Origin of the sequence: Lutibacter sp., from assembly GCF_041562875.1 — a bacterium.
Taxonomy (GTDB): Bacteria; Bacteroidota; Bacteroidia; order Flavobacteriales; family Flavobacteriaceae; genus Lutibacter.
In genome coordinates, this window is sequence record NZ_JBFFOE010000003.1 from 45,239 (window position 1) to 69,421 (window position 24,183).

A 24,183-nucleotide genomic window follows, 5' to 3' on the forward strand; every position below is an offset into this window, starting at 1 on the left:
AAAAATAGTATTTTAGCCAAAACTCAAAAAAACCATGGATACAACACCATTTATTACACAAGATACCATTGCCTTTGGAATTATTATGCTAACATTAGGTTTTGTCTTTTATACATCCTCAAGTGAAAATAATGGTTGGGTTAAATTTTACAAAATTGTTCCATCATTATTAATGGCCTATATGTTACCTGCTATTTTCACATCATTAGGAATTATAGCTCCCGAATGGGAATCAGTTGATATTGAAGGTAATATCACCCAACACTCCTCAAATTTATACTATGTTGCAAGCCGGTTTTTATTACCTGCAGCCTTAATATTAATGACCTTAAGTATTGATTTAAAAGCCGTATTTGATTTAGGTCCAAAAGCATTGATTATGTTTTTAACAGGAACTGCTGGTATTATTATTGGAGGTCCTTTAGCTATTATACTAATTTCAATATTTTCGCCAGAAACAGTTGGTGGCGCTGGTCCTGATGCAGTTTGGCGAGGATTAGCAACATTAGCCGGAAGTTGGATTGGTGGTGGAGCCAACCAAGCTGCTATGCTAGAAATTTACGAATACAATCCTAAAAAATATGGAGGAATGGTTTTAGTTGATATTGTTGTAGCAAACATATGGATGGCTATTGTATTAGTGGGAATTGGTAAATCTAAAAAAATTGATAAGTGGTTAAATGCTGATACTTCTGCAATTGAACGCTTAAAAGAAAAAGTATCTACATACGCAGATAAAATTACAAGAAACCCATCTTTAGCCGATTTAATTATTATTCTTTCAATTGCTTTTACTGTTGTAGGAATTTCACATTTTGGAGCAAATGAAATTTCTTCATTTTTGATTGAAAATTTTGACGCAATAAGTGATAAAACCTCTCCAATGTCATCATTTGGATCACAATTTTTTTGGATGATAAGTATAGCTACCATAATTGGCATTATTCTTTCATTTACTAAATTCAAAAACTATGAAGGTGCTGGCGCTAGTAAAATTGGAAGTCTTTTTATTTACATATTGGTAGCTACCATTGGAATGAAAATGGATTTAAGTAAAATTTTAGAAAATCCAGGGTTAATTTTAATTGGCCTTGTTTGGATGACCATTCATGCAATCTTATTAATTATTGTAGCAAAACTTATTAAAGCTCCTTTCTTCTTTTTAGCAGTTGGAAGTCAAGCAAATGTAGGTGGTGCGGCTTCTGCACCTATTATTGCAGCTGCTTTTCATCCATCTTTAGCTTCTGTTGGAGTATTATTAGCTGTTTTTGGTTATGTTGTTGGTACTTATGGTGCTATGTTAACTGCTGAATTAATGCGAATAGTTGCTTCATAAATTTATTCAAAAAAATAAAAAAAAGTTAGATATTTACACCCTTAAATTATAAAAATGAAAAAAATAGTTAGCTTAATTGCAATTCTTAGTTTCTTAATTTCTTGTAACAATACTAAAAGTGGTAGCATGATTGTTAAAGGAAATATTGATGGCCTTAAAAAAGGAACATTATATCTTCAAAAATTTAATGATACTATACTTGTATCTATTGATTCTATTCAATTAAATGGAAAAGGTAATTTTACATTTGCTGATGAAATTGAAACTCCAGAAATATATTATCTTGTTTTAGACAAGAAATCAGATCAGAAAATATTATTTTTTGGTGAAAAAGGTGAAATTACAATTACATCAAAACTCTCAAAATTCGCAACTTCAGCAAAAATTACGGGCTCTAAAAATCAAACATTACTTGAAGAACATAATGCAATGGCTCAGAAATTTAGTGGAAAAAAATTAGACTTATTTAAAGAAAAATTTGATGCTAAAAAAATTGGTGATACTGCCTTAATTTCTGAAATTGAAAAACAAGAAACAAACTTAATTAAACGTAAGTATTATTATTCTACAAATTTTGCTGTAAATAATGGAGATTATGAAGTAGCTCCATATATTGCATTAACCGACTTATATTATGCCAATATTAAATTGTTAGATACCGTAAACAATTCATTATCAAAAAACGTGAAAGCTTCTAAATATGGTTTAAAACTAAATGATTTTATTGAAGGCATTAAAAAAAATGAATAAAATTCGAATTGTCAAATTGAGCCTATCGAAGTTAACTTTGATTCTCAATTAATTAAAATATTTTGACAAGGTCAATATAACATAAATTCCATTTTTTAGACTGCTTCTTTTTATTTTTAAACAAAAATGTAACATTTCAATTATAAATGATACTTATTAATTGAACGAAACCAAAATTGTGACTAAAGACCTTGAACATAAATTTATTTCTGAATTTCAAGAAAATCAGAATATAATTCATAAAGTGTGTAGAATTTACACGAATAATCAAGAAGCTCACAATGATTTGTTTCAGGAAATTACCATACAACTTTGGAAAGCATATCCTAAATTTAGAGGTGATTCAAAGTTAAGCACTTGGATGTATAGAATTGGTTTAAACACCGCAATTACATTATATAGAAAATCTAAAAGAAGTGTAATAACTCAAGATTTTGATAGTGTTTTACACAGAATTCAATCAAGCGATTACGATAATACAGAAGAAGAACAATTAAAACTAATGTATAAGGCAATTCATCAATTATCAGATATTGATAAAGCATTAATTTTCTTGTATTTAGAAGATAAAAATTATAAAGAAATATCTGAAACAATAGGTATTTCAGAAGTGAATGCTCGCGTGAAAATGAACAGAATAAAAACTCGTTTAAGAACAATACTAAATCCGTAAGTTATGGATGAACTAGATTTATTAAAAAAAGATTGGAAGAAGCAAGATGATTCCTTTCAAAAACTATCTTATGATGAGATTTATAAGATGATACATAAAAAATCATCCACAATAGTAAAGTGGATTTTTATTATTTGCATTCTTGAATTTCTATTTTGGGGGTTTGTTAATTTATTAATTCCTGATAGTTATTTTGAAATTTATGAAAAATTGCATTTAAAAACTTTACTGAACATTTCATATATAATACATTATATTGTAGTTGTTGGTTTTATTTATTTATTCTACAAAAATTACAATGCAATATGTGTAATTGATTCAACTAGTTTGCTAATGAAAAAAATAATTAGAACCCGCAAAACGGTAAACTATTATGTATACTATAACATTATTGTAACTATAATTCTATCTATCATCATTAATTTTATGATGTTTTCTGATACAGATCTTTTAGTTGAAGTTTTCAATCCTAAACACTTAGCATTGGCTGATGATAAATTATTTAACATTTTACTAATTGCTCAAATTATTGGCTTTGTTGTAATGATTGGTTTTTTATTGCTTTATTACCGTATTATTTATGGAATTTTACTCAAAAAATTAAATAAAAACTTTAAAGAATTAGAAATTTTAGAATAATAAAAAAACCGAAGATGTCTTCGGTTTTTTTATTATTAAATTCTATTATCTCCATCCAATAAATCGCCAATACCTCCAAGCAAACTACCTTCACCTCTTGTTTTATTACCTGTTTTAGGAGCTAAGGCCAAAATTCTTCCCGCTAATCTACTAAATGGTAATGACTGTATATAAACAGTCCCTGGTCCTTTTAATGTAGCAAAGAACAATCCCTCTCCTCCAAAAACTGTATTTTTAATTCCGCCAACAAATTCAATATCATAATTAACATCTTTTGTAAAGCCAACCACACAACCCGTATCAACTTTTAAAACTTCACCTGCTTGCAATACTTTTTTAGACATATTTCCGCCAGCATGAACAAAAGCCAAACCGTCACCTTCTAATTTTTGCATAATAAATCCTTCTCCTCCAAATAACCCTCTACCCAATTTTTTTGAAAATTCAATCCCAACCGAAACACCTTTCGCAGCACATAAAAAAGCATCTTTCTGACAAATAAACTTACCTCCCATTTCAGTTAAATCAATTGGAAAAATTTGTCCAGGATAAGGAGCGGCAAATGAAACTTTCTTTTTACCACTACCAACATTAAAAAAAATGGTCATAAATAAACTCTCACCAGTTAATAATCTTTTTCCTGCCGAAAATAATTTACCCAAAATACCTTCGTCTTGCTTTGAACCATCTCCAAAAATAGTTTCCATAGTAATTCCATCGTGCATCATCATAAAGCTACCTGATTCTGCAACAACACCTTCCTGCGGATCTAATTCAATTTCAACATATTGCATTTCCTCACCATGTATCTGATATTCTATTTCGTGTGCATTCATAGTCTTAGTTTAAGATTATTTTTTTGATTTTAATTTTACACTCCATTCAAATTCATAGGCTGAAACCTCTTCTCCATTTTCATTAATCCCAATAGATTTCATAGTAATTGTTTGTCCTTCTCCTGTTGCAATGGTTCTTTTTAAAGCTTCATCAATTAAGTTTCCATCAGTGCAGGTAAAAGTAATTAACCCAACTGCTTTTTTAGAAAATCTCCCATTATGATTGGTAACTAACATAGATATGTTTTTTCCGCTTTCTCTAATTTTTTTTATAACAATTGCACCAGTAGTTAACTCCGCAGCCATTGATTGTACTGCAAAGTACATAGAATTAAACGGATTTTGATTGATCCATTTAAACCTTACACTAACAACTGCTTTTATCTTGTCTAATTCTTTTAATTTAACACCACATAAATAAGCAGATGGTAACTTAAACATTAAAAATCTATTCATTTTTTTTACAGTAACTTCCATATATATCCTAATAATTATGTGAACAAGTTACTTAAAATATTTGAGCGTGTTAAAATATTATTTTGTTAATTAAATGTTAAATAGTAGTACTATGTGTTGCATACTACTGTCTTTTATATATATATTTGCATAAGAAATTAGTTAAACATCACAATTATGATTACACAAAACGATAAAAATTACAGTTCTATTACACATTTAAGTGGTTTTGCTGGATGGTTTTTTCCTTTCGGAAATATTATTGCACCACTGGTGCTGTGGTCAGCTAAAAAAAATGAGAGTACTTATATAGACACTCATGGAAAATCTGCAGTAAATTTTCAACTTAGTTTAATACTATACGGATTTTTATTAGCATTATTATTAATACCAATTGCCATATTTACTTTAGGTTTAGGAATTATAGCAATTGTAATTGGAATAATACCAGCAATTATTTTAAAATTTATTTTAATTATTTCAGCAAGTATTAAGGCAAACAGTGGAGAGTATTATAACTACCCATTTACAATAGAATTTATTAAATAGCATAATGCTTTTAAACTCTTAAATCTCAACTTATGAAGATAGAAAACACAAAAGCTCAAATGCGAAAAGGAGTTTTAGAATACTGCATACTTTCAATATTACAACATGGAGATGCTTATACTTCTGAAATACTATCGGAGCTAAAAGACGCAAAATTATTAGTTGTTGAAGGAACTGTTTATCCTTTATTAACTAGATTAAAAAATGCTGGTTTACTCAGCTATCGATGGGAAGAATCAACATCAGGACCACCAAGAAAATATTACGCATTAACTGAAACAGGTAAATTATTTTTAAAAGAATTAAATGGCACTTGGAGTGACCTTGTAGAAGCAGTAAACTTAGTAACTACCAAAAAATCAACAACAAAATGAATAAGACAATAAACATAAATTTAGGAGGTATCTTTTTTCATATCGATGAAATAGCTTATCAAAAGTTAAAACTTTATTTAGATGCCATTAGACGATCTTTAAGCGATGATCCACAAGGAAGAGATGAAATATTAAATGATATTGAACTTAGAATAGGAGAATTGCTTTCTGAAAGAATAAAAGACCAACGTCAGGTTGTAAATCAAAATGACATTGACGAAATCACTAAAATAATGGGGAAACCTGAAGATTATTTAGTTGATGAAGAAATTTTTGAAGATGAACCAATATACAAAACGAAAACTTCATCAAAAAAACTATTTAGAGATAGCGATGATAAATTTTTAGGTGGTGTTTGCTCTGGTTTAGCTCATTATATAGGAATTGATGTTATTTGGATGAGAATTATTTGGCTGGTTTTATTGTTTGGCTTTGGTATTGGATTTTTAATCTATCCAATATTATGGATTTTAATTCCTGTAGCTGAAACCACCGCTGAAAAATTACAAATGAAAGGTGAGCCTGTAAATATTAGCAATATTGAACGTAAAATTAGAGAAGAATTTGAAGGTGTTACATCACGTGTAAAAGACGGTGTAAACGATGTAACTAGTAAAGTTAAAAGTTCTCAATTTCAAAGTAAAGCAAAATCTGGCATACAAGAAATAGTAGAAACTTTAGGTAAAATAATTTTAGCAATCTTAAATGTATTTGGAAAATTTATAGGTGCTTTATTAATATTTGTAGCTGCCATAACTTTAATAATATTAATAATTGGAGCTTTTTCTTGGGGAAGCTTTGGAATAATTGGGTTTGAAGGAGATTACTTGAATCACTCACCAATCTTTTTTGACTTCTTACATAGACCCTTCTTTTTTGACTCTATCATTCCAACTTGGCTCCTTATATTATTTGGGTTTTTAGCCATTGCAGTTCCATTTATTGTACTATTTATACTTGGCCTAAAAATAATATCAAGCAATGTAAAATCATTTAGTACCACCACAAAATTATCATTATTAGGTATTTGGATAATTTCATTGTTAGGTTTAGGTATTGCAGCCGCAAATTTTGCAACCAGAACTGCTTATGACGGTGTACATAACCAAACTGAAGAGCTACCAATAATAGCAAATGATACTCTAAAAATAAAAATGATTGGAAATGATAATTTATCGAATCGTAAAGAATTAAGAAGAGAATACAATTCAGAAACCGTCTATGATAAAGATCTTGAAAAACTATTTTCAACTAGAATTAATGTTGACATAAAATCAACCGATAAAACAAATGCATTTGTAAAAATCCGAAAAGAGTCTGAAGGCAAAAATCGTTTAACAGCAAATAATGATGCTGAAGCAATTGAATATCAATTCAATTTAAATGATAAAAATTTAGAATTAAACGGATATTTTTTATCTGATATTAACACTAAATTTAAAGACCAATTAATTGATATTACAATTAATTTACCCGTAAATTCTCTAATTTATTTAGACAGCTCAACACGTACATTTTTAGATGATGTAGATAATATTCAAGATATTCATGACAGTGATATGCCAAAACATCTTTATAAAATGACTGAAAAAGGATTAGAATGTTTAGACTGTGACCCAAGTATCTTTGGAAATAATTTTAAAAGAGAAAATGAACATTTTAATCTAAACATCGATGAAAATGGCGTGAAGCTTAAAGTAAATGATGGCGTTAAGGATGCCGAAGTTAAAATTGATGAAAATGGAATTATTATTAAATAATAACAATTCAGCTACTTAATTAAACAGTTCAAACATATATATTTTGTAAAAAACTAGTTTAAAAATACATTTGAATAACTAAAACTTATACTCATGAGAATAGCAACAAAAATAATAGCAATACTTATACTTGTATTTACAACTTCGTCTTGTTTTTTAGATGGAATAACAGGAATAAAAGGTAATGGAAATGTAATTTCAGAAGATAGAACCATTAGTTCAGACTTTGATATAATTAAAGTACAACAAGGAATTAATTTGTACTTAACACAAGGAAACAAAACAAAAATTAATGTTGAAGCTGATGAAAACATATTAGATTTATTAATTACTGAAGTGAAAAATGGTGAATTAAAAGTTTATTTCGATAAAAATGTTAACCGTGCTAAAAAACGAAATGTATACTTAACAACAAATACCATTGCAAAAATAAAAACCTCAAGCGGTGCTTCAGTAAAGTCTGAAAACACATTACAAGTAACTTCTTTAGATTTGGATTCAAGTAGCGGAAGCTCAATAAAAATTCATGTAAATGCTAGTGAAGTTACAAGTGAATCATCTAGTGGTTCAGATATTGATATTTTTGGAAATACAGAAACCTTTTCAGCAAATGCAAACAGCGGAAGTTCTATTGATGCTGATGAGTTAGAAGCTGTAAATGTTTACGCCAAAGTAAGTAGCGGAGCAAATATTAATGTAAATGTTACAGGTAAACTTACTGCAAAAGCAAGTAGCGGCGGAGATATTGATTATGAAGGAAACCCAAAAGACGTAAACAAAGATACCTCATCTGGAGGTAGTGTATCAGGAAGCTAATTCCAATTTATTTATTTAAATTGTTAAGCCAATTCAATAAGTTTGAATTGGCTTTTTTTTAAATTAATACTCTTAATGATATCACAATTTTTAAGAATTATGATATTAGTCACCATTAATGAAAACAAGTTCCCTATTTTTGCGTTTAATAACAATCTGAATATTAAATATTAAAGAAATAATATGCAAAAAAAAACAAACCCACATTCATTTCATATACCAGTTATGGGGCTTGCTTTTACAATAGACAGTCCTATTAAAGTTGCAAAATATGGTATATCATCTGTTATTTCAATTGTTGATGACATTATAATTGAAAAAATGAATGAATACTATTCAACTAAATTTGAAATTCCTTTTAAAGCAATTTCTACAAAAGTTGAAGATTATAGAGCTAAAAGAATTACGTCATATCTAAATACGGTTGACACTATTGTAAAACATAAATTTGAAACGCTGAAGAAGAGTTTTGAAGAAAAAAGTAGTGAATTTGAAAAATACATGGATATGCTTCCAGATTTTTCAGAATTAAAACAAAGTTTCATAGAAACAATTCACAGTAATACTTTAAAAGAAGATGTAACTAACTGGATTCAAAATAACCTAAAAGCAGGTAGTATAGATGTAAATATTATGACGAAGCTAGATAAGCCAAATTATAGTAAAAACGAATTATTACCATCTGAATTTAATGATGCACATGCTGCATTAAGAGGTTTTGCGAATAGTAATTTAGAATCATCTGTTGTTCTTTCAGCCGGAATGAACCCAAGATTGTATAGTTATTTTGAAAATTTTAATGATTTTTTTCCAAATGAAGATGGTATTCAAAAGAAAAAAATTATTCTAAAAGTAAGTGATTATAGATCTGCACTAATTCAAGGGAAATTCTTAGCTAAAAAAGGCCTTTGGGTTTCTGAATATAGGATAGAATCTGGCTTAAACTGTGGCGGACACGCATTTGCTTCTGATGGTTATTTAATGGGACCTATATTAGAAGAATTTAAAAACCATAAAGATGATTTAATAAGCGATGTTCACAACATTTTGGTTGGAGCTTTAGAAAATAAAGGAAAACACATCCCAAACTCACCTTTAGAATTAAAAATTACTGCTCAAGGTGGTGTTGGAACTTCTGAAGAACATGAGTTTTTAATAGATAATTACAATATTGATACAGTAGGATGGGGATCACCTTTTTTATTAGTTCCTGAGGCTTCAACGGTTGATAAACAAACTATGGAAGCATTAAAAGCGGCTAAAGAAAAAGATTTATATTTAAGTAATATTTCTCCTTTAGGCGTACCTTTTAATAGTTTAAGAGGAAACACCAATGAAATTCTTAAGAATGAAAGAATAGCAAATAACAAACCCGGAAGTTCTTGTCCAAAGAAATTTTTATCATCTAACACCGAATTTACTGAAAAAGTAATTTGTACTGCATCTAAAAAATATCAGACTATAAAATTAAATGAGCTAAATCTTGAAAGTTTAAGTAGTACTGAGTATCAAAAAAAGGCAAGTCAAATTACGGATAAAGCTTGTTTATGTGAAGGGTTATCAAATGCTGCTCTTATTCAATACGATATTGAACATAAAGGTGAAAAGCAAGGTGTTGCAATTTGCCCAGGGCCAAATATGGCTTATTTTTCAAAAGAACTTTCATTAAAAGAAATGGTGGCTCATATATACGGAAAAATAAATGTGGTTGATACAAATGACCGTCCACATATGTTTATTAAGGAATTACATATGTATGTTGATTATTTCACAAACAAAGTAGATGAGTTTAAAGATTCTTTAAACTCAAAAAATGAAAAATATTTAAATACATTTCAAAGTAATTTAAATGATGGAATTGAATATTATCACAATTTATTTTCTTCTTTTGAATCAAACAAAGAAAATTTATTAAATGAGTTAGAAACTTTAAAAAACAAATTATTTAATGTTCAAATCCCAATTTTAGTTAAAGTATAATCATAAAAAAGGTCTTTCAAATGAAAGACCTTTTTTAATTTATCTATTTAATCAACACTGTTTAATCTCCACAGTTAAAGTTTTCTAAGGTTTTACTTTCAAGTATTTTCAATGTACTATCTCGTACTTCAGCCATTAATATACTTAAACTGCATTTCTCCTCACTAGCACAGTCATCACATTTTTCATAATAATTCAAACTTACACAAGGTAACATAGCTATTGGACCTTCAAGTAATCTAATAATTGTTGCTATTTTTATTTCATTTGGTTTTTTTAATAAAAAATAACCACCGCCTTTGCCTTTTTTGGATGAAAGAATACCACTCTTTTTTAAAGTAAGTAAAATACTTTCCAAAAACTTTTTTGAGATATTTTCAGAAGTTGAAATATCTGAAATTAAAACGGGTACATTTTGCTCTTGCTTCGCAAGGAAACTTAATGCTTTTAGCCCATATTTTGTTTTTTTAGAGAGCATTCTTTACTTAATTAATTTTGAATAAATTTAATCGTTTTTTGGTAAAAAAACTTCTGCCATCATACATCTAGCACTTCCTCCACCACAGGCTTCAATAGTGTCTAATGAACTAGATAGTATTTTACTGTGTTTCTCAATTTGATTAATTTGTTGTTTCGTTAAACTTTCAAAAGCTGAATTTGACATTACAGTATAACGTTCATCATTTTCACCTAAAACTTGTAACATATTGCCTGCAAAGCAATTCACCTGTTCTTCAGAAATTACTATAATTTCTTTTTTATCTTCTTTTAAATGTTTAATCACATTTTTCTTTTCCTTTTTATCATCAATACTATCTAAACAAATTACAGCAAATTTTTCAGCTAAACACATCATAACATTGGTATGATAAATTGGTAATCGCTTATCATTAACTGTTTGATATGACACAAAAGAAATTGGTGTGTATTCAAAATCTTCACAAAATTCAATCAATAAATCTTCATCAGCTCTTGGAGACAAAGCGCAATATGCTTTACTGTTTTCTCTGTCTAATAATAAGCTTCCCGTACCTTCTAAAAATAATTTTTCTTCTTCCGCAGAAGTATAATCTATTACATTTTCAATTACAAACCCTAACTCTTCAAGCGTTTCTAACACATCTTCTCTTCTTTCTAATCGTCTGTTTTCGGCAAACATTGGGTATAATGCTACATCTCCACTTTCATGAAATGACACCCAATTATTTGGAAAAATTGAATCTGGCGTATCAATATCTTTAGTATCTTCAATAACAATAACCTGAACTCCAACTGCTCTTAATTTTTCAACAAAACTATCAAACTCTTGTAAAGCTTTAAACTGAACACTTTCAGGTGTTAAATTATCTAAAACTTGTTGGTAATAATTATTTACTGCAGTTTGTTCATTCATACGAAATGAAACTGGCCTAACCATTAAAATGGTATTTGTAATTTGCTTCATAATTTAATCTCTTATTAAAGGCATTGTGGAACATCTTAGAAGTCCTTCTTGTTTTGCTATTTCTGCATAAGGTATTTCTTCAACAATAAACCCTTGTTCTCTTAACCAATCATTTAATCTTGTGAAATTTTGCTCTGATACTACAACTTCATTTGAAATAGAAAATACATTTGAAAACATCTGATACATTTCATCTTTTGTAATATGAAACAAATTTTCCATACCAAATAAATCTACCAAATATTGATAATCGGCTTCATTTCTAAACCCTTCTTTATGGATAATCGCTTTATTTTTTCCAACTGGTTGAAAACAGCAATCTAAATGTAATGCATTTTCTCTAGCAATTTCATTAGACTTCACTAAATCAAATTCCTTAACTATTTTATTTGGGAACAAATTTTTAATAAAATTAACACCTTTCATATTTGTTCGAGCAGTAATATAATTTTTATAGTCATCACCTTTATAAGTGCCTATAAAAATATGATTGTTCCACAGCATAACATCGCCACCTTCAAAATGAACATCACTAGACGTTTCAATAATATTGGATTGATCAATATTATCTAAAACATATTTAATTGCATCAATTTCTTTTTCTCTATCTGGTAATATATTTGATTTAATTAACTTATCTTCAATAACAAAGGCAATGTCTCTAGAAAATATTTGGTTATAGTCCTTTATTACATTTGGTCTATAAACTTTTACCTCATATTTTTCAAATACTTTATTAAGAGCTTCCATTTCAAGAACCATATCTTTTTCTAAAGGGTATGTTCCTGATTTAATGTGCTCTATAGATTTGGGGTCATATGCATCTTCTAATTTGGGCGTTGGACCATTATTTTTTGCAGTTCCTAAAACCACAGCTCTAAGACGAGATGTTTCATCTTGAACATTTAGTTTTATCATATTAATAATATTTTGATGTAAAAATACTAAAACCCCATAAAATAATATGAGGTTTTAGTAATATTTTAAAATATAATAATTCTTAAATTTTATCTTTCTTCAAATGATTTAAATGGACGTAATTTTTCCCCTGTATATAATTGACGTGGACGACCAATTGGTTCTCCATTTTCACGCATCTCTTTCCATTGTGCAATCCAGCCTGGCAATCTACCAAGTGCAAACATTACAGTAAACATTGATACTGGAATTCCTAAAGCTCTATAAATAATCCCAGAATAGAAATCTACATTTGGATATAATTTACGTTCTGCAAAATATTCATCTTTTAAAGCCACTTCTTCTAGATGTTTGGCTATTTTTAAAATTGGATCATTTAAATTCAAATCTGCAAATAATTCATCAGCTGCATTTTTAATAATACGCGCTCTAGGATCAAAGTTTTTATAAACTCTATGTCCAAATCCCATTAAACGGAATGGATCATTTTTATCTTTAGCTTTATTTATAAACTTATCAACATCTCCTCCATCTTTTTGAATTTGCTCTAGCATTTCCAATACTGCTTGGTTTGCACCACCATGTAAAGGTCCCCAAAGTGCTGAAACTCCCGCCGAAAGTGACGCAAACAAACCAGCTCCTGAAGAACCTACAATACGTACAGTTGATGTTGAGCAGTTTTGCTCATGATCTTCATGTAATATTAAGAGTTCATCTAATGCTTTTACTGCTATTGGATTCATTTTATACGGTTCTGTAGGAATCTTAAACATTAACTGCATTATATTTTCTACATAATTCAATGAATTATCAGAATAATTTAAAGGTAATCCATGATTTCTTCTGTGAGCCCAGGTTGCTAAAACAGGAAATTTTCCTAATATTTTAACAATTGCTTTATACAAATCATCCTTGCAATTAACATTTACAATACCAGGATTAAAAGCTGTTAAAGCGCTTGTAAAAGCAGATAGCATACCCATTGGGTGCGCTGAATTTGGAAAGCCTTCAACTATGCCTTTCATTTCTTCATTAACCATAGATTGACCTTTAATATCAATCTCAAATTTTTCTAATTCAGCTTTTGTTGGTAATTCTCCAAAAATTATTAAAAAAGCAACTTCTAAAAAGCTTGCTTTTTTTGTTAATTCTTCAATAGCATATCCTCTATGACGTAAAATTCCTTTTTCACCATCTAAAAATGTGATTTTACTTTCACAGGACCCCGTATTTTTAAAACCTCCATCTAAAGTAATAACACCATTTGTTGATCCTCTAAGTGTACTAATATCAATGGCAATTTCATCCTCTGTTCCAATTAATATAGGAAACTCGTATTTTTTACCATGAACTTCTAAAATTGCTTTATCTGACATAATTTATGTGTTTAATTGAGAATTTAATTATTTTGAAACGAATTTAATAAATTCTTACTTAATTTACACTAATTTACATCATTCATTTGCATAAATGCAAAGGTTGTTACATAAAAAAAGTCGAGATTATATCTCGACTTTTTTTTATGTATAAGTTTATTTAATTTTTTAAATTTTGAAAGCTTTATTTTGAGGATAATAAGCTACGCTTCCTAATTCTTCTTCAATTCTTAACAATTGATTGTACTTTGCCATTCTATCAGAACGAGAAGCCGATCCTGTTTTAATTTGACCACAGTTTAATGCAACTGCTAAATCTGCAATTGTATTATCTTCTGTTTCTCCTGAACGGTGTGACATTACTGATGTGTAACCTGCGTTATGAGCCATATTAACCGCTGCAATAGTTTCTGTTAAAGTTCCAATTTGATTTACTTTAATTAAAATTGAATTTGCAATACCGTTTTCAATACCTCTTGAAAGTCTTTCAACATTGGTTACAAATAAATCATCACCAACCAATTGAACTTTATCTCCAATTTTATCAGTTAAATATTTCCATCCTTCCCAATCGTTTTCATCCATACCATCTTCAATTGAAATAATTGGATATTTTGAAGCCAATTCAGCTAAATAATCAGCTTGTTGTTCAGAAGATCTAATTACACCTTTATCTCCTTCAAATTTTGTATAGTCGTATTTACCATTCACATAAAATTCTGCTGCGGCACAATCTAATGCTAACATTACCTCAATTCCTGGTTTATAACCTGCGTTTTCAATTGCTTTTAGAACAGTTTCAATTGCATCTTCAGTTCCATCAAATGTTGGAGCAAATCCACCTTCATCTCCAACTGCTGTACTTAAACCTCTATCATGAATTAATTTTTTAAGATTATGAAATATTTCACTTCCCATTTTCATTGCTTCTGTAAAGTTCTTAGCCATAACAGGCATAATCATAAACTCTTGGAAAGCAATAGGAGCATCAGAATGTGAACCTCCATTAATAATATTCATCATAGGCACAGGCAATGTATTTGCGCTTACCCCACCAACATAACGATATAATGGCATTTCTAATTCATTTGCTGCAGCTTTTGCTACTGCCAATGAAACACCTAAAATAGCATTTGCTCCTAATTTAGATTTATTTTTAGTTCCATCTAAATCAATCATCAATTGATCAATATAATTTTGCTCAAATACTGAAGTTCCCAAAAGCTCTTCTGCAATAATTTCATTTACATTTTTAACAGCAGTTAAAACTCCTCTTCCCATATAATCTTTTCCACCGTCACGTAATTCCATAGCTTCGTGCTCTCCAGTTGAAGCGCCAGATGGTACTGCTGCTCTACCTAAAACTCCGTTTTCTGTTACTACATCAACTTCTACAGTTGGATTACCTCTTGAATCAAATATTTGACGTGCATGAACACTTATAATCATACTCATAATCTTCTTATTTTAATTATTATTTTGTTACTTCAAAGTTACAAATTTAAGGTTAATTGGTATTTCAATTTAAACCTTTTATACGATAACGTTTTCGTTTTAATGTTCCTAAAAAAAGCCCCTAATCTAATTGTAAATGGTTTTTATTTTTTATTTTTTTGATGCTTTAATATTAGTTATAAACTGATCAAATAAATAAGATGAATCATGTGGCCCTGGACTTGCTTCTGGGTGATATTGAACTGAAAAACAATTTTTATTTTTCATTCTCATACCCGCCAAAGTATCATCATTTAAATGAATATGAGTTACTTCAAAATCATTATGATTTTCAACATCTTCTCTCTTTACAACAAAACCATGGTTTTGTGATGTTACTTCACCTTTACCTGTAATTACATTTTTTATAGGATGATTTATTCCTCTATGCCCATTGTGCATTTTATAAGTAGAAATTCCATTAGCTAATGCAATTACTTGATGTCCTAAACAAATCCCAAATAAAGGTAAATCTCTCTTAATAATTTCTCTCGCTAATTCTTGCGCTTCTTTTAATGGTTCAGGATCACCAGGACCATTAGACAAGAAAAAACCATCTGGATTAAAAGCATTCATTTCATTAAAAGTTGAGTTATATGGAAATACTTTAATATAACATCCTCTTTCTGATAAGTTTCTTAAAATATTCTTTTTTATACCAATATCTAATGCTGAAATTTTAATTGGTGCACTTTCTTCACCAAAAAAATAGGATTCTTTAGTTGAAACTTTAGAAGCCAATTCTAAACCATTCATATTTGGAACAGCCTTTAATTGCTCTTTTAAAGCTTCAATATCAGTATCTGTTGAAATTAAAGCATTCATAGCTCCATTATCTCTAATATAACGAACAACAGCTCTTGTATCAACATCAGAAATTGCCATTAAGTTCTGCTTTTCAAAATAATTCTCTAATGAATCTTGAGCGTTATGTCTTGAATAATTATAACTGAAATTTTTACATACCAGTCCGGAAATTTTTATTGAATCAGATTCAATTTCATTGTTATTTACGCCATAATTCCCAATATGTGCATTAGTAGCTAACATTAATTGTCCGAAATAAGAAGGATCTGTAAATATTTCTTGATAACCTGTCATGCCTGTATTATAACAAATTTCACCAAATGATGTTCCATCTTTACCAATTGACTTACCTTCAAAAATTGTTCCGTCAGCTAAAAGCAAAATAGCTTTTTTACGTTGTATATACTTCATTAGTTATCACAAAAATTAATAGTTTATATAATTTTATTATAGTTTTTAAAAATGAACTTAAATATTAAAATAATATCATCAGCCTTTTTATAAGATAGATTTTGGTCTTTAACAAAATTATCTAATTCATCTATTTCCTTATCATTTTCTAATAAACTTACTATGCTACTTTTATTTAGTTCAATTCTTTTAAATAAATCTCCAGATTTAATTAAATAATTATAAGCAATTAACGTCTTAGTTTTACCAAGTGTTCCTACACCTAACCTATTCTCAACACCATTTTTAAAAGTAATATCGTGTTTTTTTAATAGTAAATTATCCCCATTTTCAAATAAAACCTCATAAAACGAAGTTCCAATTTTTTTAAATAACAAGTTGTTAATTAAAACTGAATCAATTTCATTTGTTTTAAACGAAAACAGTTTATCTCTATTAATTCTACTATCAAAAGTGTTTGTAGAGACATTAAAATTTATATTTGAAAGAGTATACCTATTACTATCTAAAAAAATCACTCCTTGATTATTCCAATCTGGAAACGAATATAAATCACTATTTTTATCTTTTAAATCCCCAACAAACTCAATCCCTTCATTTGTTATTAATCTACTTTCAATACGTTTAAAGGTTATATGCTGTCCAAATGCATTGTTATAACAAAAACCATAAAATAGTATTATTATAATATTAATTCTAAAATTTATTTTCATACATATTATTATATACACAAATGGGATAAGCTTTATATAAAGTTTATCCCATTTGTATTAATTAAAAAATATCATTAGTTTGTTTCTTTACTTTCTTCAGTAATTTCGACAACTTCTTCAACTTTTTTTGTTTTACCTCTACGGGTAGTTTTCTTTTTCTTAGCTCCATTTGGATTATAAATTGTATTATAATCAACAAGTTCAACCATTGCCATAGGAGCATTATCTCCCTGACGGTTTCCTAATTTAATAATACGTACATACCCTCCTGGTCTATCCGCTACTTTTACTGAAATTTCTTTAAATAATTCAGTAACAGCATATTTATTTCTTAAATAACTAAATACAATTCTACGATTATGTGTAGTATCATCTTTAGATTTTGTAATTAAAGGCTCAACAAATTGACGTAAAGCTTTTGCCTTTGCAACAGTTGTATTAATACGCTTGTGCTCAATTAATGAGTTAGCCATATTAGCAAACATTGCTTTTCTATGCGCAGTTTGTCTTCCTAAGTGATTAAATTTCTTTCCGTGTCTCATCTCTTATATTATCTTAATTAAAACCGAGGTCTTAACTTAATCTTTATCTAATTTATATTTACCTAAATCCATACCAAAGTTTAAACCCTTATTATGAACTAATTCATCTAATTCAGTTAAAGATTTTTTACCAAAGTTACGAAACTTCATTAAGTCATTTTTATTAAATGATACCAAGTCTCCTAAAGTATCAACCTCTGCAGCTTTTAAACAATTTAGTGCTCTTACAGATAAATCCATATCAACTAATTTTGTTTTTAATAACTGACGCATATGCAATGATTCTTCATCGTATGTTTCAGTTTGTGCAATCTCATCAGCTTCTAAAGTAATACGCTCATCAGAGAATAACATAAAATGATGGATTAATATTTTAGCAGCTTCAGTTAAAGCATCTTTAGGTGCAATTGAACCATCAGAAGTTATATCAAATACTAATTTTTCGTAATCTGTTTTTTGCTCAACACGAAAATTTTCAACAGCATATTTTACATTTTTTATTGGTGTAAAAATTGAATCTATGAAAATTGTTCCTAATGCAACTCCAGATTTTTTATTTTCTTCAGCTGGTACAAAACCTCTACCTTTCTCAATTGCTAATTCAAAATCTAGTTTAACAGATTTTTCCATATTACAAATAACTAAGTCATGGTTTAAAACTTGAAACCCTGAAATGTATTTTTGTAAATCTCCAGCTGTTAATTGCTCTTGATTGGTTATTGAGATATTAACAGTTTCTCTATCTGAATCTTCTATTTGTTTCTTAAAACGTACTTGTTTTAAGTTCAAAATAATTTCAGTTACATCTTCTACAACACCTGTAATTGTTGAAAACTCGTGTTCTATACCCTCAATACGAAGTGATGTTATTGCAAAACCCTCTAATGAAGATAAAAGTACTCTTCTTAAAGCATTACCTACTGTTAAACCAAATCCTGGTTCTAAAGGTCTAAATTCAAATCTACCATTAAAATCGGTAGAATCAATCATAATTACTTTATCGGGCTTTTGAAAATTTAAAATTGCCATAATTGAATTGGTATCTTTAAAATTATTTAGAGTATAACTCCACTATTAATTGTTCCTTAATATTTTCTGGAATTTGAATTCTTTCAGGAACACTCACAAAATTACCTTGTTTGGTTTCTGAATTCCAAGTAAGCCATTCATAAACATCACTTTTTCTAGAAGCCAATGAATTGTCAATAGTCGCTAATGACTTTGATTTTTCTCTTACCGCTACAACATCTCCTGCATTTAATGAATATGAAGCTATATTAACTAACTCCCCATTTACAGTAATATGACGGTGAGAAACTAGTTGACGAGCAGCACTACGACTAGGTGCAATACCTAATCTATAAACTACATTATCTAAACGAGATTCACAAAGTTGTAATAAAATTTCACCTGTTACTCCTGTTGAAGCAGATGCTTTTTTAAATATGTTTGCAAATTGTTTTTCTAAAATACCATAAGTGTATTTTGCTTTTTGCTTTTCAGACAACTGCATTGCGTATTCAGATTTTTTCCCTCTACGCTTGTTAGCTCCGTGTTGTCCTGGAGGATAATTTCTTTTTTCAAAAGATTTATCTTCTCCAAAAATTGCTTCTCCGAATTTACGGGCAATTTTAGTTTTTGGTCCTGTATATCTTGCCATTTCTATTATTTGATTGATAGGGATTATGAATTAAGGCTAATCCTTCGATAATCTAAATTCCTATCGGTTAAAAATTAATTAAATTATACTCTTCTTCTTTTTGGAGGTCTACAACCATTATGTGGTGCAGGTGTAACGTCAATGATTTCAGAAACTTCAATTCCTAAATTGTGAATTGATCTAATTGCTGATTCTCTTCCATTACCTGGTCCTTTAACATAAACTTTTACTTTTCTCATACCTGCTTCATGCGCAACTTTTGCACAATCTTCTGCAGCTAATTGAGCAGCATAAGGAGTGTTCTTTTTTGAACCTCTAAATCCCATTTTTCCAGCAGATGACCAAGAAATTACATCACCTTTTTTATTAGTTAATGATATAATAATATTGTTAAATGAAGCTGTAATATGTGCTTCACCAACTGCCTCAACAATAACTTTACGTTTTTTAGTTTTAGTGCTTACTTTCGCCATAATATTTAGTTATTATTTAGTTGCTTTTTTCTTGTTAGCTACAGTTTTTCTCTTACCTTTTCTAGTTCTAGAATTGTTTTTGGTTCTTTGACCTCTTAAAGGCAATCCCGATCTATGACGAATACCTCTGTAACACCCAATATCCATTAAACGTTTAATGTTTAATTGAGTTTCAGAACGTAATTCACCTTCAATTGTGTAGTCTCCTACTTGTTCTCTAATCTCATGAATTTCATCATCAGTCCAATCTTGAACTTTTGTGCTTTCATCAACTTTTGCAGTTGCTAAAATTTCTTTAGCTCTGCTTTTTCCGATTCCAAAAATATATGTTAATGCAATAACACCTCTTTTATTTTTTGGAATATCAATACCTGCTATTCTTGCCATATCTATCCTTGTCTTTGTTTAAATCTAGGATTCTTTTTATTGATTACATATAATCTGCCTTTTCTACGCACAATCTTGCACTCGGCACTTCTCTTTTTTACTGATGTTCTAACTTTCATCGTTTATACTTTAATATCTGTAAGTAATTCTTGCTTTTGATAAATCATAAGGACTCATTTCTAACTTTACTTTATCTCCTGGTAATAATTTAATATAATGCATACGCATTTTACCAGATATATGAGCTGTTACCACATGTCCATTTTCCAACTCTACACGAAACATTGCATTGGACAATGCCTCTGTAATTGTTCCGTCTTGTTGTATGGCTGATTGCTTTGCCATTATGCTACTGATTTTCTTTTAGTCCCTTTTTTCATTAATCCATCATAATGACGATTTAATAAATGAGAATTTATTTGTTGTATAGTATCTATTGCAACACCAACCATAATTAACAATGATGTACCTCCGTAAAATAAAGCCCATGATTGTGTTAATCCAAAATTAATTACTATCGAAGGTAAAATTGCTACTAAGGCTAAAAATATAGATCCTGGAAATGTTATTAATGATAAAATTCTATCTAACATTTCACCTGTATCTTTTCCTGGTCTAATCCCAGGAATAAATCCACCACTTCTTTTTAAATCATCAGCCATCTTATTAGTAGGTATTGTAATTGCAGTATAAAAATAACTAAATATTATAATTAAAAATGCAAATAACAAATTATACCATAAACCAAACATGTTTGAAAATTCAATACCTATAGATTTTATAGTATCATTACCTGATCCAGCCATTAATGCAGGTGCAAACATAATAGCTTGCGCAAATATGATAGGCATAACGCCAGATGAATTTAATTTTAGTGGAATATAATCTCTTGATCCAGCCACATTTTTAATATTACCTGCAACTGTTTTTCTTGCATACTGTACAGCAATTCTACGAACTGCAGTAACTAAATAAACACATACTAAAATTACTAAGAACCAAATTATAACCTCAATAAGAATCATTATCAATCCACCATTAGAAGCTGTAACTTTTGAAACGACTTCTTGTATAAATGATGAAGGAAAACGAGCTATAATACCAATCATAATTAATAATGAAATTCCATTACCAATTCCTTTATCTGTAATTTTTTCACCTAACCACATTGCAAATATTGTTCCAGCTGTTAATATTACCATAGATGATAACCAAAACATACTGCCACTAATATAGAAAGCTTCAGAAGGAATTAATTGGTATATATTAGTAATATACGCAGGTCCTTGAACCATAGTAATTGCAATAGTTAACCAACGTGTAATTTGGTTGATTTTCTTTCTACCACTTTCACCATCCTTTTGTAGCTTTTGTAAATAAGGAACCGCAATTCCCATTAACTGAACTACAATAGATGCAGAGATATATGGCATAATACCTAATGCTACAATAGAAGCTTGCGCAAACGCACCTCCTGTAAACATATCTAATAACCCTAATATTCCTCCTCCACTTGTTTGATTCTTAAGTGCTGCTTGTGCAACAGTAATATCAATACCAGGAAGTGGTACTTGAGCAGCTAAACGATAAATTGCCATAAATCCAAGTGTTAATAGAATCTTATTTCTAAGATCTTCTATACTCCAAATGTCCTTAATGGTTTGAATTAATTTTTTCATCTATAGATAATTATTATACCGTTTCAGCTGAACCTCCAGCTTTTTCAATTGCAGCTTTTGCAGTTGCTGTAAATTTATGAACAGTTACATTTAATTTAGCTGTTAACTCTCCGTCACCTAGTATTTTCACTAAGTCATTTTTACGAGCTAAACGATTTTCTACTAAAATATCAAATGTTACTGTATCCGTAATTTTATTATTATCAACTAATTCTTGAAGTTTATGCAAGTTCACACCAACATATTCTTTACGATTAATATTGGTAAAACCAAATTTAGGCACACGTCTTTGTAAAGGCATTTGTCCACCTTCAAACCCAATCTTTCTTGAGTATCCTGAACGAGATTTAGCTCCTTTATTACCTCTTGCAGCAGTTCCACCTTTTCCAGATCCCTGTCCTCTACCTAAACGTTTTCCTTGAGTCTTAACCGATCCTTTAGCAGGTTGTAAGTTATTTAATGTCATCTCTTTATATTATTTAATTTCTTCAAAAGAAACTAAGTGTTTAACAGTGTTTACCATTCCAATAATGCTAGGAGTAGCTTCATGTTCAACAACTTGATTCATCTTACGTAAACCTAAAGCATCCAAAGTTCTTTTTTGATTTTGAGGACGTCTAATTCTACTTTTAACTTGTGTTACTCTTATTTTTTTCATCGTTCCTCTTTTTATCCGTTAAAAACTTTGTCTAAAGATATTCCTCTTTCTTGAGCAATCATACTTGCACTACGAAGTTGCAATAAAGCATCAAATGTAGCTTTCACAACATTGTGTGGATTCGATGAACCTTGAGATTTTGAAAGTACATCATGTACTCCAACTGACTCAAGTACGGCACGTACAGCACCACCAGCAATAACTCCAGTACCTTGTGAAGCTGGTTTTAAAAACACTCTAGCTCCTCCATACTTACCTTTTTGTTCATGAGGTAATGTTTGCTTAATAATTGGAATTCTAACCAAATTTTTCTTGGCATCTTCAATAGCTTTTGCAATTGCAGAAGCTACATCTTTAGATTTACCCAATCCATGTCCTACAACTCCATTTCCGTCTCCTACTACAACAATAGCTGAAAAACCAAAAGCTCTACCACCTTTTGTTACTTTCGTAACTCTATTAACACCAACTAAATGATCTTGTAGTTCTAACCCACTAGGCTTAACTCTTTCTACGTTTTTGTATTTGTGATACATAATTATATTAAAATTTTAAACCTGCTTCTCTCGCAGCGTCTGCTAGAGCTTTTACCCTACCGTGATACAAAAATCCATTTCTATCAAATGCAACTGACTCAACTCCAGCACTGATTGCTTTTTCAGCGATAGTTTTACCAACTAACGTTGCAATGTCTGTTTTTGAACCGACTGATTCTATTTCCTTATTTCTAGATGATACCGATACTATAGTAGTACCTGAATTATCATCCACTAATTGAGCATAAATTTCTTTGTTGCTTCTAAATACCGATAATCTCGGTTTAGTAGCTGTACCAAAAATAACTTTTCTGATTCTATGCTTAATTCTTTGCCTTCTTTGAAGCTTTGATAATGCCATAATATAATTAATTATGCAGATTTACCTGCTTTTCTTCTTAAAATTTCTCCTACAAATTTAATTCCTTTTCCCTTGTATGGTTCAGGTGGACGGAAAGAACGAATCTTTGCCGCAACAGCTCCAACTAATTGTTTATCAAACGAAGTTAATTTAACAATTGGATTTTTTCCTTTATCTGATACAGTTTCAACTTTAACTTCAGGAGCTATAGATAAAACAATATTATGAGAAAAACCCAAAGCTAAATCTAATACTTGTCCTTGGTTACTTGCTCTATATCCTACACCAACAAGTTCTAATTCTTTAGTCCATCCCGTAGAAACACCAATAATCATATTGTTAAATAAAGCTCTATATAAACCATGCTTTGATTTATGATCTTTACTATCCGATGGACGTGCTACAATAACATTCCCTTCTTCAACTTTAACTGTAATATCACCTGCTATTTCTTGAGATAACTCTCCCAATTTACCCTTTACAGTAATTACATTCTCATTAATATCGAATGTGATACCTTCTGGTAAAGTAATTGGGTTATTTCCTATTCTTGAC

At 29.6% G+C, this 24,183-nt stretch carries 31 protein-coding genes; 9 read left to right on the top strand and 22 right to left on the bottom strand.

Annotated elements, in window-relative coordinates:
- Positions 1-34 precede the first annotated feature (34 nt).
- The 4 genes from ABY863_RS00960 (at position 35) to ABY863_RS00975 (ending at position 3,398) form a co-directional block, all read left to right on the top strand.
- On the top strand, positions 35-1,336 hold the full coding sequence (locus ABY863_RS00960; protein WP_372792382.1) for a DUF819 domain-containing protein: 1,302 nt from the start codon (positions 35-37) through the stop codon (positions 1,334-1,336).
- 54 nt (positions 1,337-1,390) lie between these two features.
- Positions 1,391-2,086 carry a DUF4369 domain-containing protein gene (locus tag ABY863_RS00965; RefSeq protein WP_372792383.1) on the top strand — a complete coding sequence of 232 codons (696 nt, stop codon included), beginning with the start codon at positions 1,391-1,393 and terminating at the stop codon, positions 2,084-2,086.
- 178 nt (positions 2,087-2,264) lie between these two features.
- Positions 2,265-2,759 (top strand): RNA polymerase sigma factor, encoded by a 495-nt coding sequence (locus tag ABY863_RS00970; RefSeq protein WP_372792411.1) that lies wholly within the window; start codon positions 2,265-2,267, stop codon positions 2,757-2,759.
- Between the two features lie 3 nt (positions 2,760-2,762).
- Positions 2,763-3,398: a hypothetical protein gene (locus ABY863_RS00975; protein ID WP_372792384.1), complete on the top strand. Its 636-nt coding sequence runs from the start codon at positions 2,763-2,765 to the stop codon at positions 3,396-3,398.
- A gap of 35 nt (positions 3,399-3,433) precedes the next feature.
- Here ABY863_RS00975 and ABY863_RS00980 read toward each other — a convergent pair whose 3' ends face one another.
- Both ABY863_RS00980 and ABY863_RS00985 read right to left on the bottom strand, forming a co-directional pair.
- Positions 3,434-4,234 carry a TIGR00266 family protein gene (locus ABY863_RS00980; RefSeq protein ID WP_372792385.1) on the bottom strand — a complete coding sequence of 267 codons (801 nt, stop codon included), beginning with the start codon at positions 4,232-4,234 and terminating at the stop codon, positions 3,434-3,436.
- Between the two features lie 15 nt (positions 4,235-4,249).
- Entirely contained in the window at positions 4,250-4,711 is a 462-nt protein-coding gene (locus ABY863_RS00985) for a DUF4442 domain-containing protein (RefSeq protein WP_372792386.1), read from the bottom strand.
- A 156-nt stretch (positions 4,712-4,867) separates the two neighbouring features.
- Here ABY863_RS00985 and ABY863_RS00990 point away from each other — a divergent pair, with 156 nt between their 5' ends.
- The 5 genes from ABY863_RS00990 to ABY863_RS01010 all read left to right on the top strand — a co-directional run bounded on the left by ABY863_RS00990 (position 4,868) and on the right by ABY863_RS01010 (position 10,169).
- Positions 4,868-5,239 (top strand): DUF4870 domain-containing protein, encoded by a 372-nt coding sequence (locus tag ABY863_RS00990; RefSeq protein ID WP_372792387.1) that lies wholly within the window; start codon positions 4,868-4,870, stop codon positions 5,237-5,239.
- A gap of 32 nt (positions 5,240-5,271) precedes the next feature.
- Positions 5,272-5,613, top strand: coding sequence for a PadR family transcriptional regulator (locus ABY863_RS00995; protein ID WP_372792388.1), 342 nt, complete (start codon positions 5,272-5,274; stop codon positions 5,611-5,613).
- Positions 5,610-7,373 (top strand): PspC domain-containing protein, encoded by a 1,764-nt coding sequence (locus ABY863_RS01000; protein ID WP_372792389.1) that lies wholly within the window; start codon positions 5,610-5,612, stop codon positions 7,371-7,373. The genes ABY863_RS00995 and ABY863_RS01000 overlap by 4 nt, the downstream gene beginning before the upstream one ends.
- A gap of 93 nt (positions 7,374-7,466) precedes the next feature.
- On the top strand, positions 7,467-8,189 hold the full coding sequence (locus ABY863_RS01005) for a head GIN domain-containing protein (protein WP_372792390.1): 723 nt from the start codon (positions 7,467-7,469) through the stop codon (positions 8,187-8,189).
- 183 nt (positions 8,190-8,372) lie between these two features.
- Positions 8,373-10,169: a hypothetical protein gene (locus ABY863_RS01010; protein WP_372792391.1), complete on the top strand. Its 1,797-nt coding sequence runs from the start codon at positions 8,373-8,375 to the stop codon at positions 10,167-10,169.
- 61 nt (positions 10,170-10,230) lie between these two features.
- Here ABY863_RS01010 and ABY863_RS01015 read toward each other — a convergent pair whose 3' ends face one another.
- From ABY863_RS01015 to rplF, 20 genes are all read right to left on the bottom strand, one after another.
- Positions 10,231-10,647, bottom strand: coding sequence for an Rrf2 family transcriptional regulator (locus ABY863_RS01015; protein WP_372792392.1), 417 nt, complete (start codon positions 10,645-10,647; stop codon positions 10,231-10,233).
- A 27-nt stretch (positions 10,648-10,674) separates the two neighbouring features.
- Positions 10,675-11,613 (bottom strand): citrulline utilization hydrolase CtlX, encoded by a 939-nt coding sequence (gene ctlX / locus ABY863_RS01020; protein ID WP_372792393.1) that lies wholly within the window; start codon positions 11,611-11,613, stop codon positions 10,675-10,677.
- A 3-nt stretch (positions 11,614-11,616) separates the two neighbouring features.
- A complete protein-coding gene (locus tag ABY863_RS01025; protein WP_372792394.1) occupies positions 11,617-12,531 on the bottom strand; it encodes a dimethylarginine dimethylaminohydrolase family protein in 915 nt (304 codons plus the stop codon).
- 89 nt (positions 12,532-12,620) lie between these two features.
- Positions 12,621-13,907, bottom strand: a complete 1,287-nt coding sequence (locus ABY863_RS01030) for a citrate synthase (protein ID WP_372792395.1) — start codon at positions 13,905-13,907, stop codon at positions 12,621-12,623.
- Between the two features lie 168 nt (positions 13,908-14,075).
- Positions 14,076-15,362: a phosphopyruvate hydratase gene (gene eno, locus ABY863_RS01035; protein WP_372792396.1), complete on the bottom strand. Its 1,287-nt coding sequence runs from the start codon at positions 15,360-15,362 to the stop codon at positions 14,076-14,078.
- 150 nt (positions 15,363-15,512) lie between these two features.
- Positions 15,513-16,619: a glutamine-hydrolyzing carbamoyl-phosphate synthase small subunit gene (carA, locus tag ABY863_RS01040; RefSeq protein WP_372792397.1), complete on the bottom strand. Its 1,107-nt coding sequence runs from the start codon at positions 16,617-16,619 to the stop codon at positions 15,513-15,515.
- A gap of 23 nt (positions 16,620-16,642) precedes the next feature.
- Positions 16,643-17,332 (bottom strand): hypothetical protein, encoded by a 690-nt coding sequence (locus tag ABY863_RS01045; RefSeq protein WP_372792398.1) that lies wholly within the window; start codon positions 17,330-17,332, stop codon positions 16,643-16,645.
- Positions 17,333-17,406: 74 nt separating this feature from the next.
- Complete coding sequence (rplQ, locus tag ABY863_RS01050) at positions 17,407-17,874, bottom strand: 50S ribosomal protein L17 (RefSeq protein WP_372792399.1); 468 nt, start codon at positions 17,872-17,874, stop codon at positions 17,407-17,409.
- 36 nt (positions 17,875-17,910) lie between these two features.
- The gene (locus ABY863_RS01055; protein WP_372792400.1) at positions 17,911-18,903 is read right to left on the bottom strand and encodes a DNA-directed RNA polymerase subunit alpha; all 993 of its coding nucleotides are present in this window, start codon (positions 18,901-18,903) and stop codon (positions 17,911-17,913) included.
- Positions 18,904-18,925: 22 nt separating this feature from the next.
- The gene (rpsD, locus tag ABY863_RS01060) at positions 18,926-19,534 is read right to left on the bottom strand and encodes a 30S ribosomal protein S4 (RefSeq protein ID WP_372792401.1); all 609 of its coding nucleotides are present in this window, start codon (positions 19,532-19,534) and stop codon (positions 18,926-18,928) included.
- A gap of 83 nt (positions 19,535-19,617) precedes the next feature.
- The gene (rpsK, locus tag ABY863_RS01065; RefSeq protein WP_299524015.1) at positions 19,618-20,007 is read right to left on the bottom strand and encodes a 30S ribosomal protein S11; all 390 of its coding nucleotides are present in this window, start codon (positions 20,005-20,007) and stop codon (positions 19,618-19,620) included.
- Between the two features lie 12 nt (positions 20,008-20,019).
- Positions 20,020-20,394, bottom strand: a complete 375-nt coding sequence (gene rpsM, locus ABY863_RS01070) for a 30S ribosomal protein S13 (protein ID WP_372792402.1) — start codon at positions 20,392-20,394, stop codon at positions 20,020-20,022.
- 2 nt (positions 20,395-20,396) lie between these two features.
- Positions 20,397-20,513: a type B 50S ribosomal protein L36 gene (gene ykgO, locus ABY863_RS01075; protein ID WP_081932050.1), complete on the bottom strand. Its 117-nt coding sequence runs from the start codon at positions 20,511-20,513 to the stop codon at positions 20,397-20,399.
- A 10-nt stretch (positions 20,514-20,523) separates the two neighbouring features.
- Positions 20,524-20,739 carry a translation initiation factor IF-1 gene (gene infA, locus ABY863_RS01080; protein ID WP_104808455.1) on the bottom strand — a complete coding sequence of 72 codons (216 nt, stop codon included), beginning with the start codon at positions 20,737-20,739 and terminating at the stop codon, positions 20,524-20,526.
- Complete coding sequence (secY, locus tag ABY863_RS01085; protein ID WP_372792403.1) at positions 20,739-22,073, bottom strand: preprotein translocase subunit SecY; 1,335 nt, start codon at positions 22,071-22,073, stop codon at positions 20,739-20,741. Before secY ends, infA begins: the two co-directional genes overlap by 1 nt.
- Before the next feature lie 13 nt (positions 22,074-22,086).
- Complete coding sequence (gene rplO, locus ABY863_RS01090) at positions 22,087-22,539, bottom strand: 50S ribosomal protein L15 (RefSeq protein ID WP_372792404.1); 453 nt, start codon at positions 22,537-22,539, stop codon at positions 22,087-22,089.
- 9 nt (positions 22,540-22,548) lie between these two features.
- Positions 22,549-22,731 (bottom strand): 50S ribosomal protein L30, encoded by a 183-nt coding sequence (rpmD, locus tag ABY863_RS01095; protein WP_372792405.1) that lies wholly within the window; start codon positions 22,729-22,731, stop codon positions 22,549-22,551.
- Positions 22,732-22,742: 11 nt separating this feature from the next.
- Positions 22,743-23,267 carry a 30S ribosomal protein S5 gene (rpsE, locus tag ABY863_RS01100; protein WP_372792406.1) on the bottom strand — a complete coding sequence of 175 codons (525 nt, stop codon included), beginning with the start codon at positions 23,265-23,267 and terminating at the stop codon, positions 22,743-22,745.
- Between the two features lie 7 nt (positions 23,268-23,274).
- Positions 23,275-23,628 carry a 50S ribosomal protein L18 gene (rplR, locus tag ABY863_RS01105; RefSeq protein ID WP_372792407.1) on the bottom strand — a complete coding sequence of 118 codons (354 nt, stop codon included), beginning with the start codon at positions 23,626-23,628 and terminating at the stop codon, positions 23,275-23,277.
- 11 nt (positions 23,629-23,639) lie between these two features.
- A partial coding sequence (gene rplF, locus ABY863_RS01110) for a 50S ribosomal protein L6 (protein ID WP_372792408.1) occupies positions 23,640-24,183 on the bottom strand: 544 nt, incomplete at its 5' end.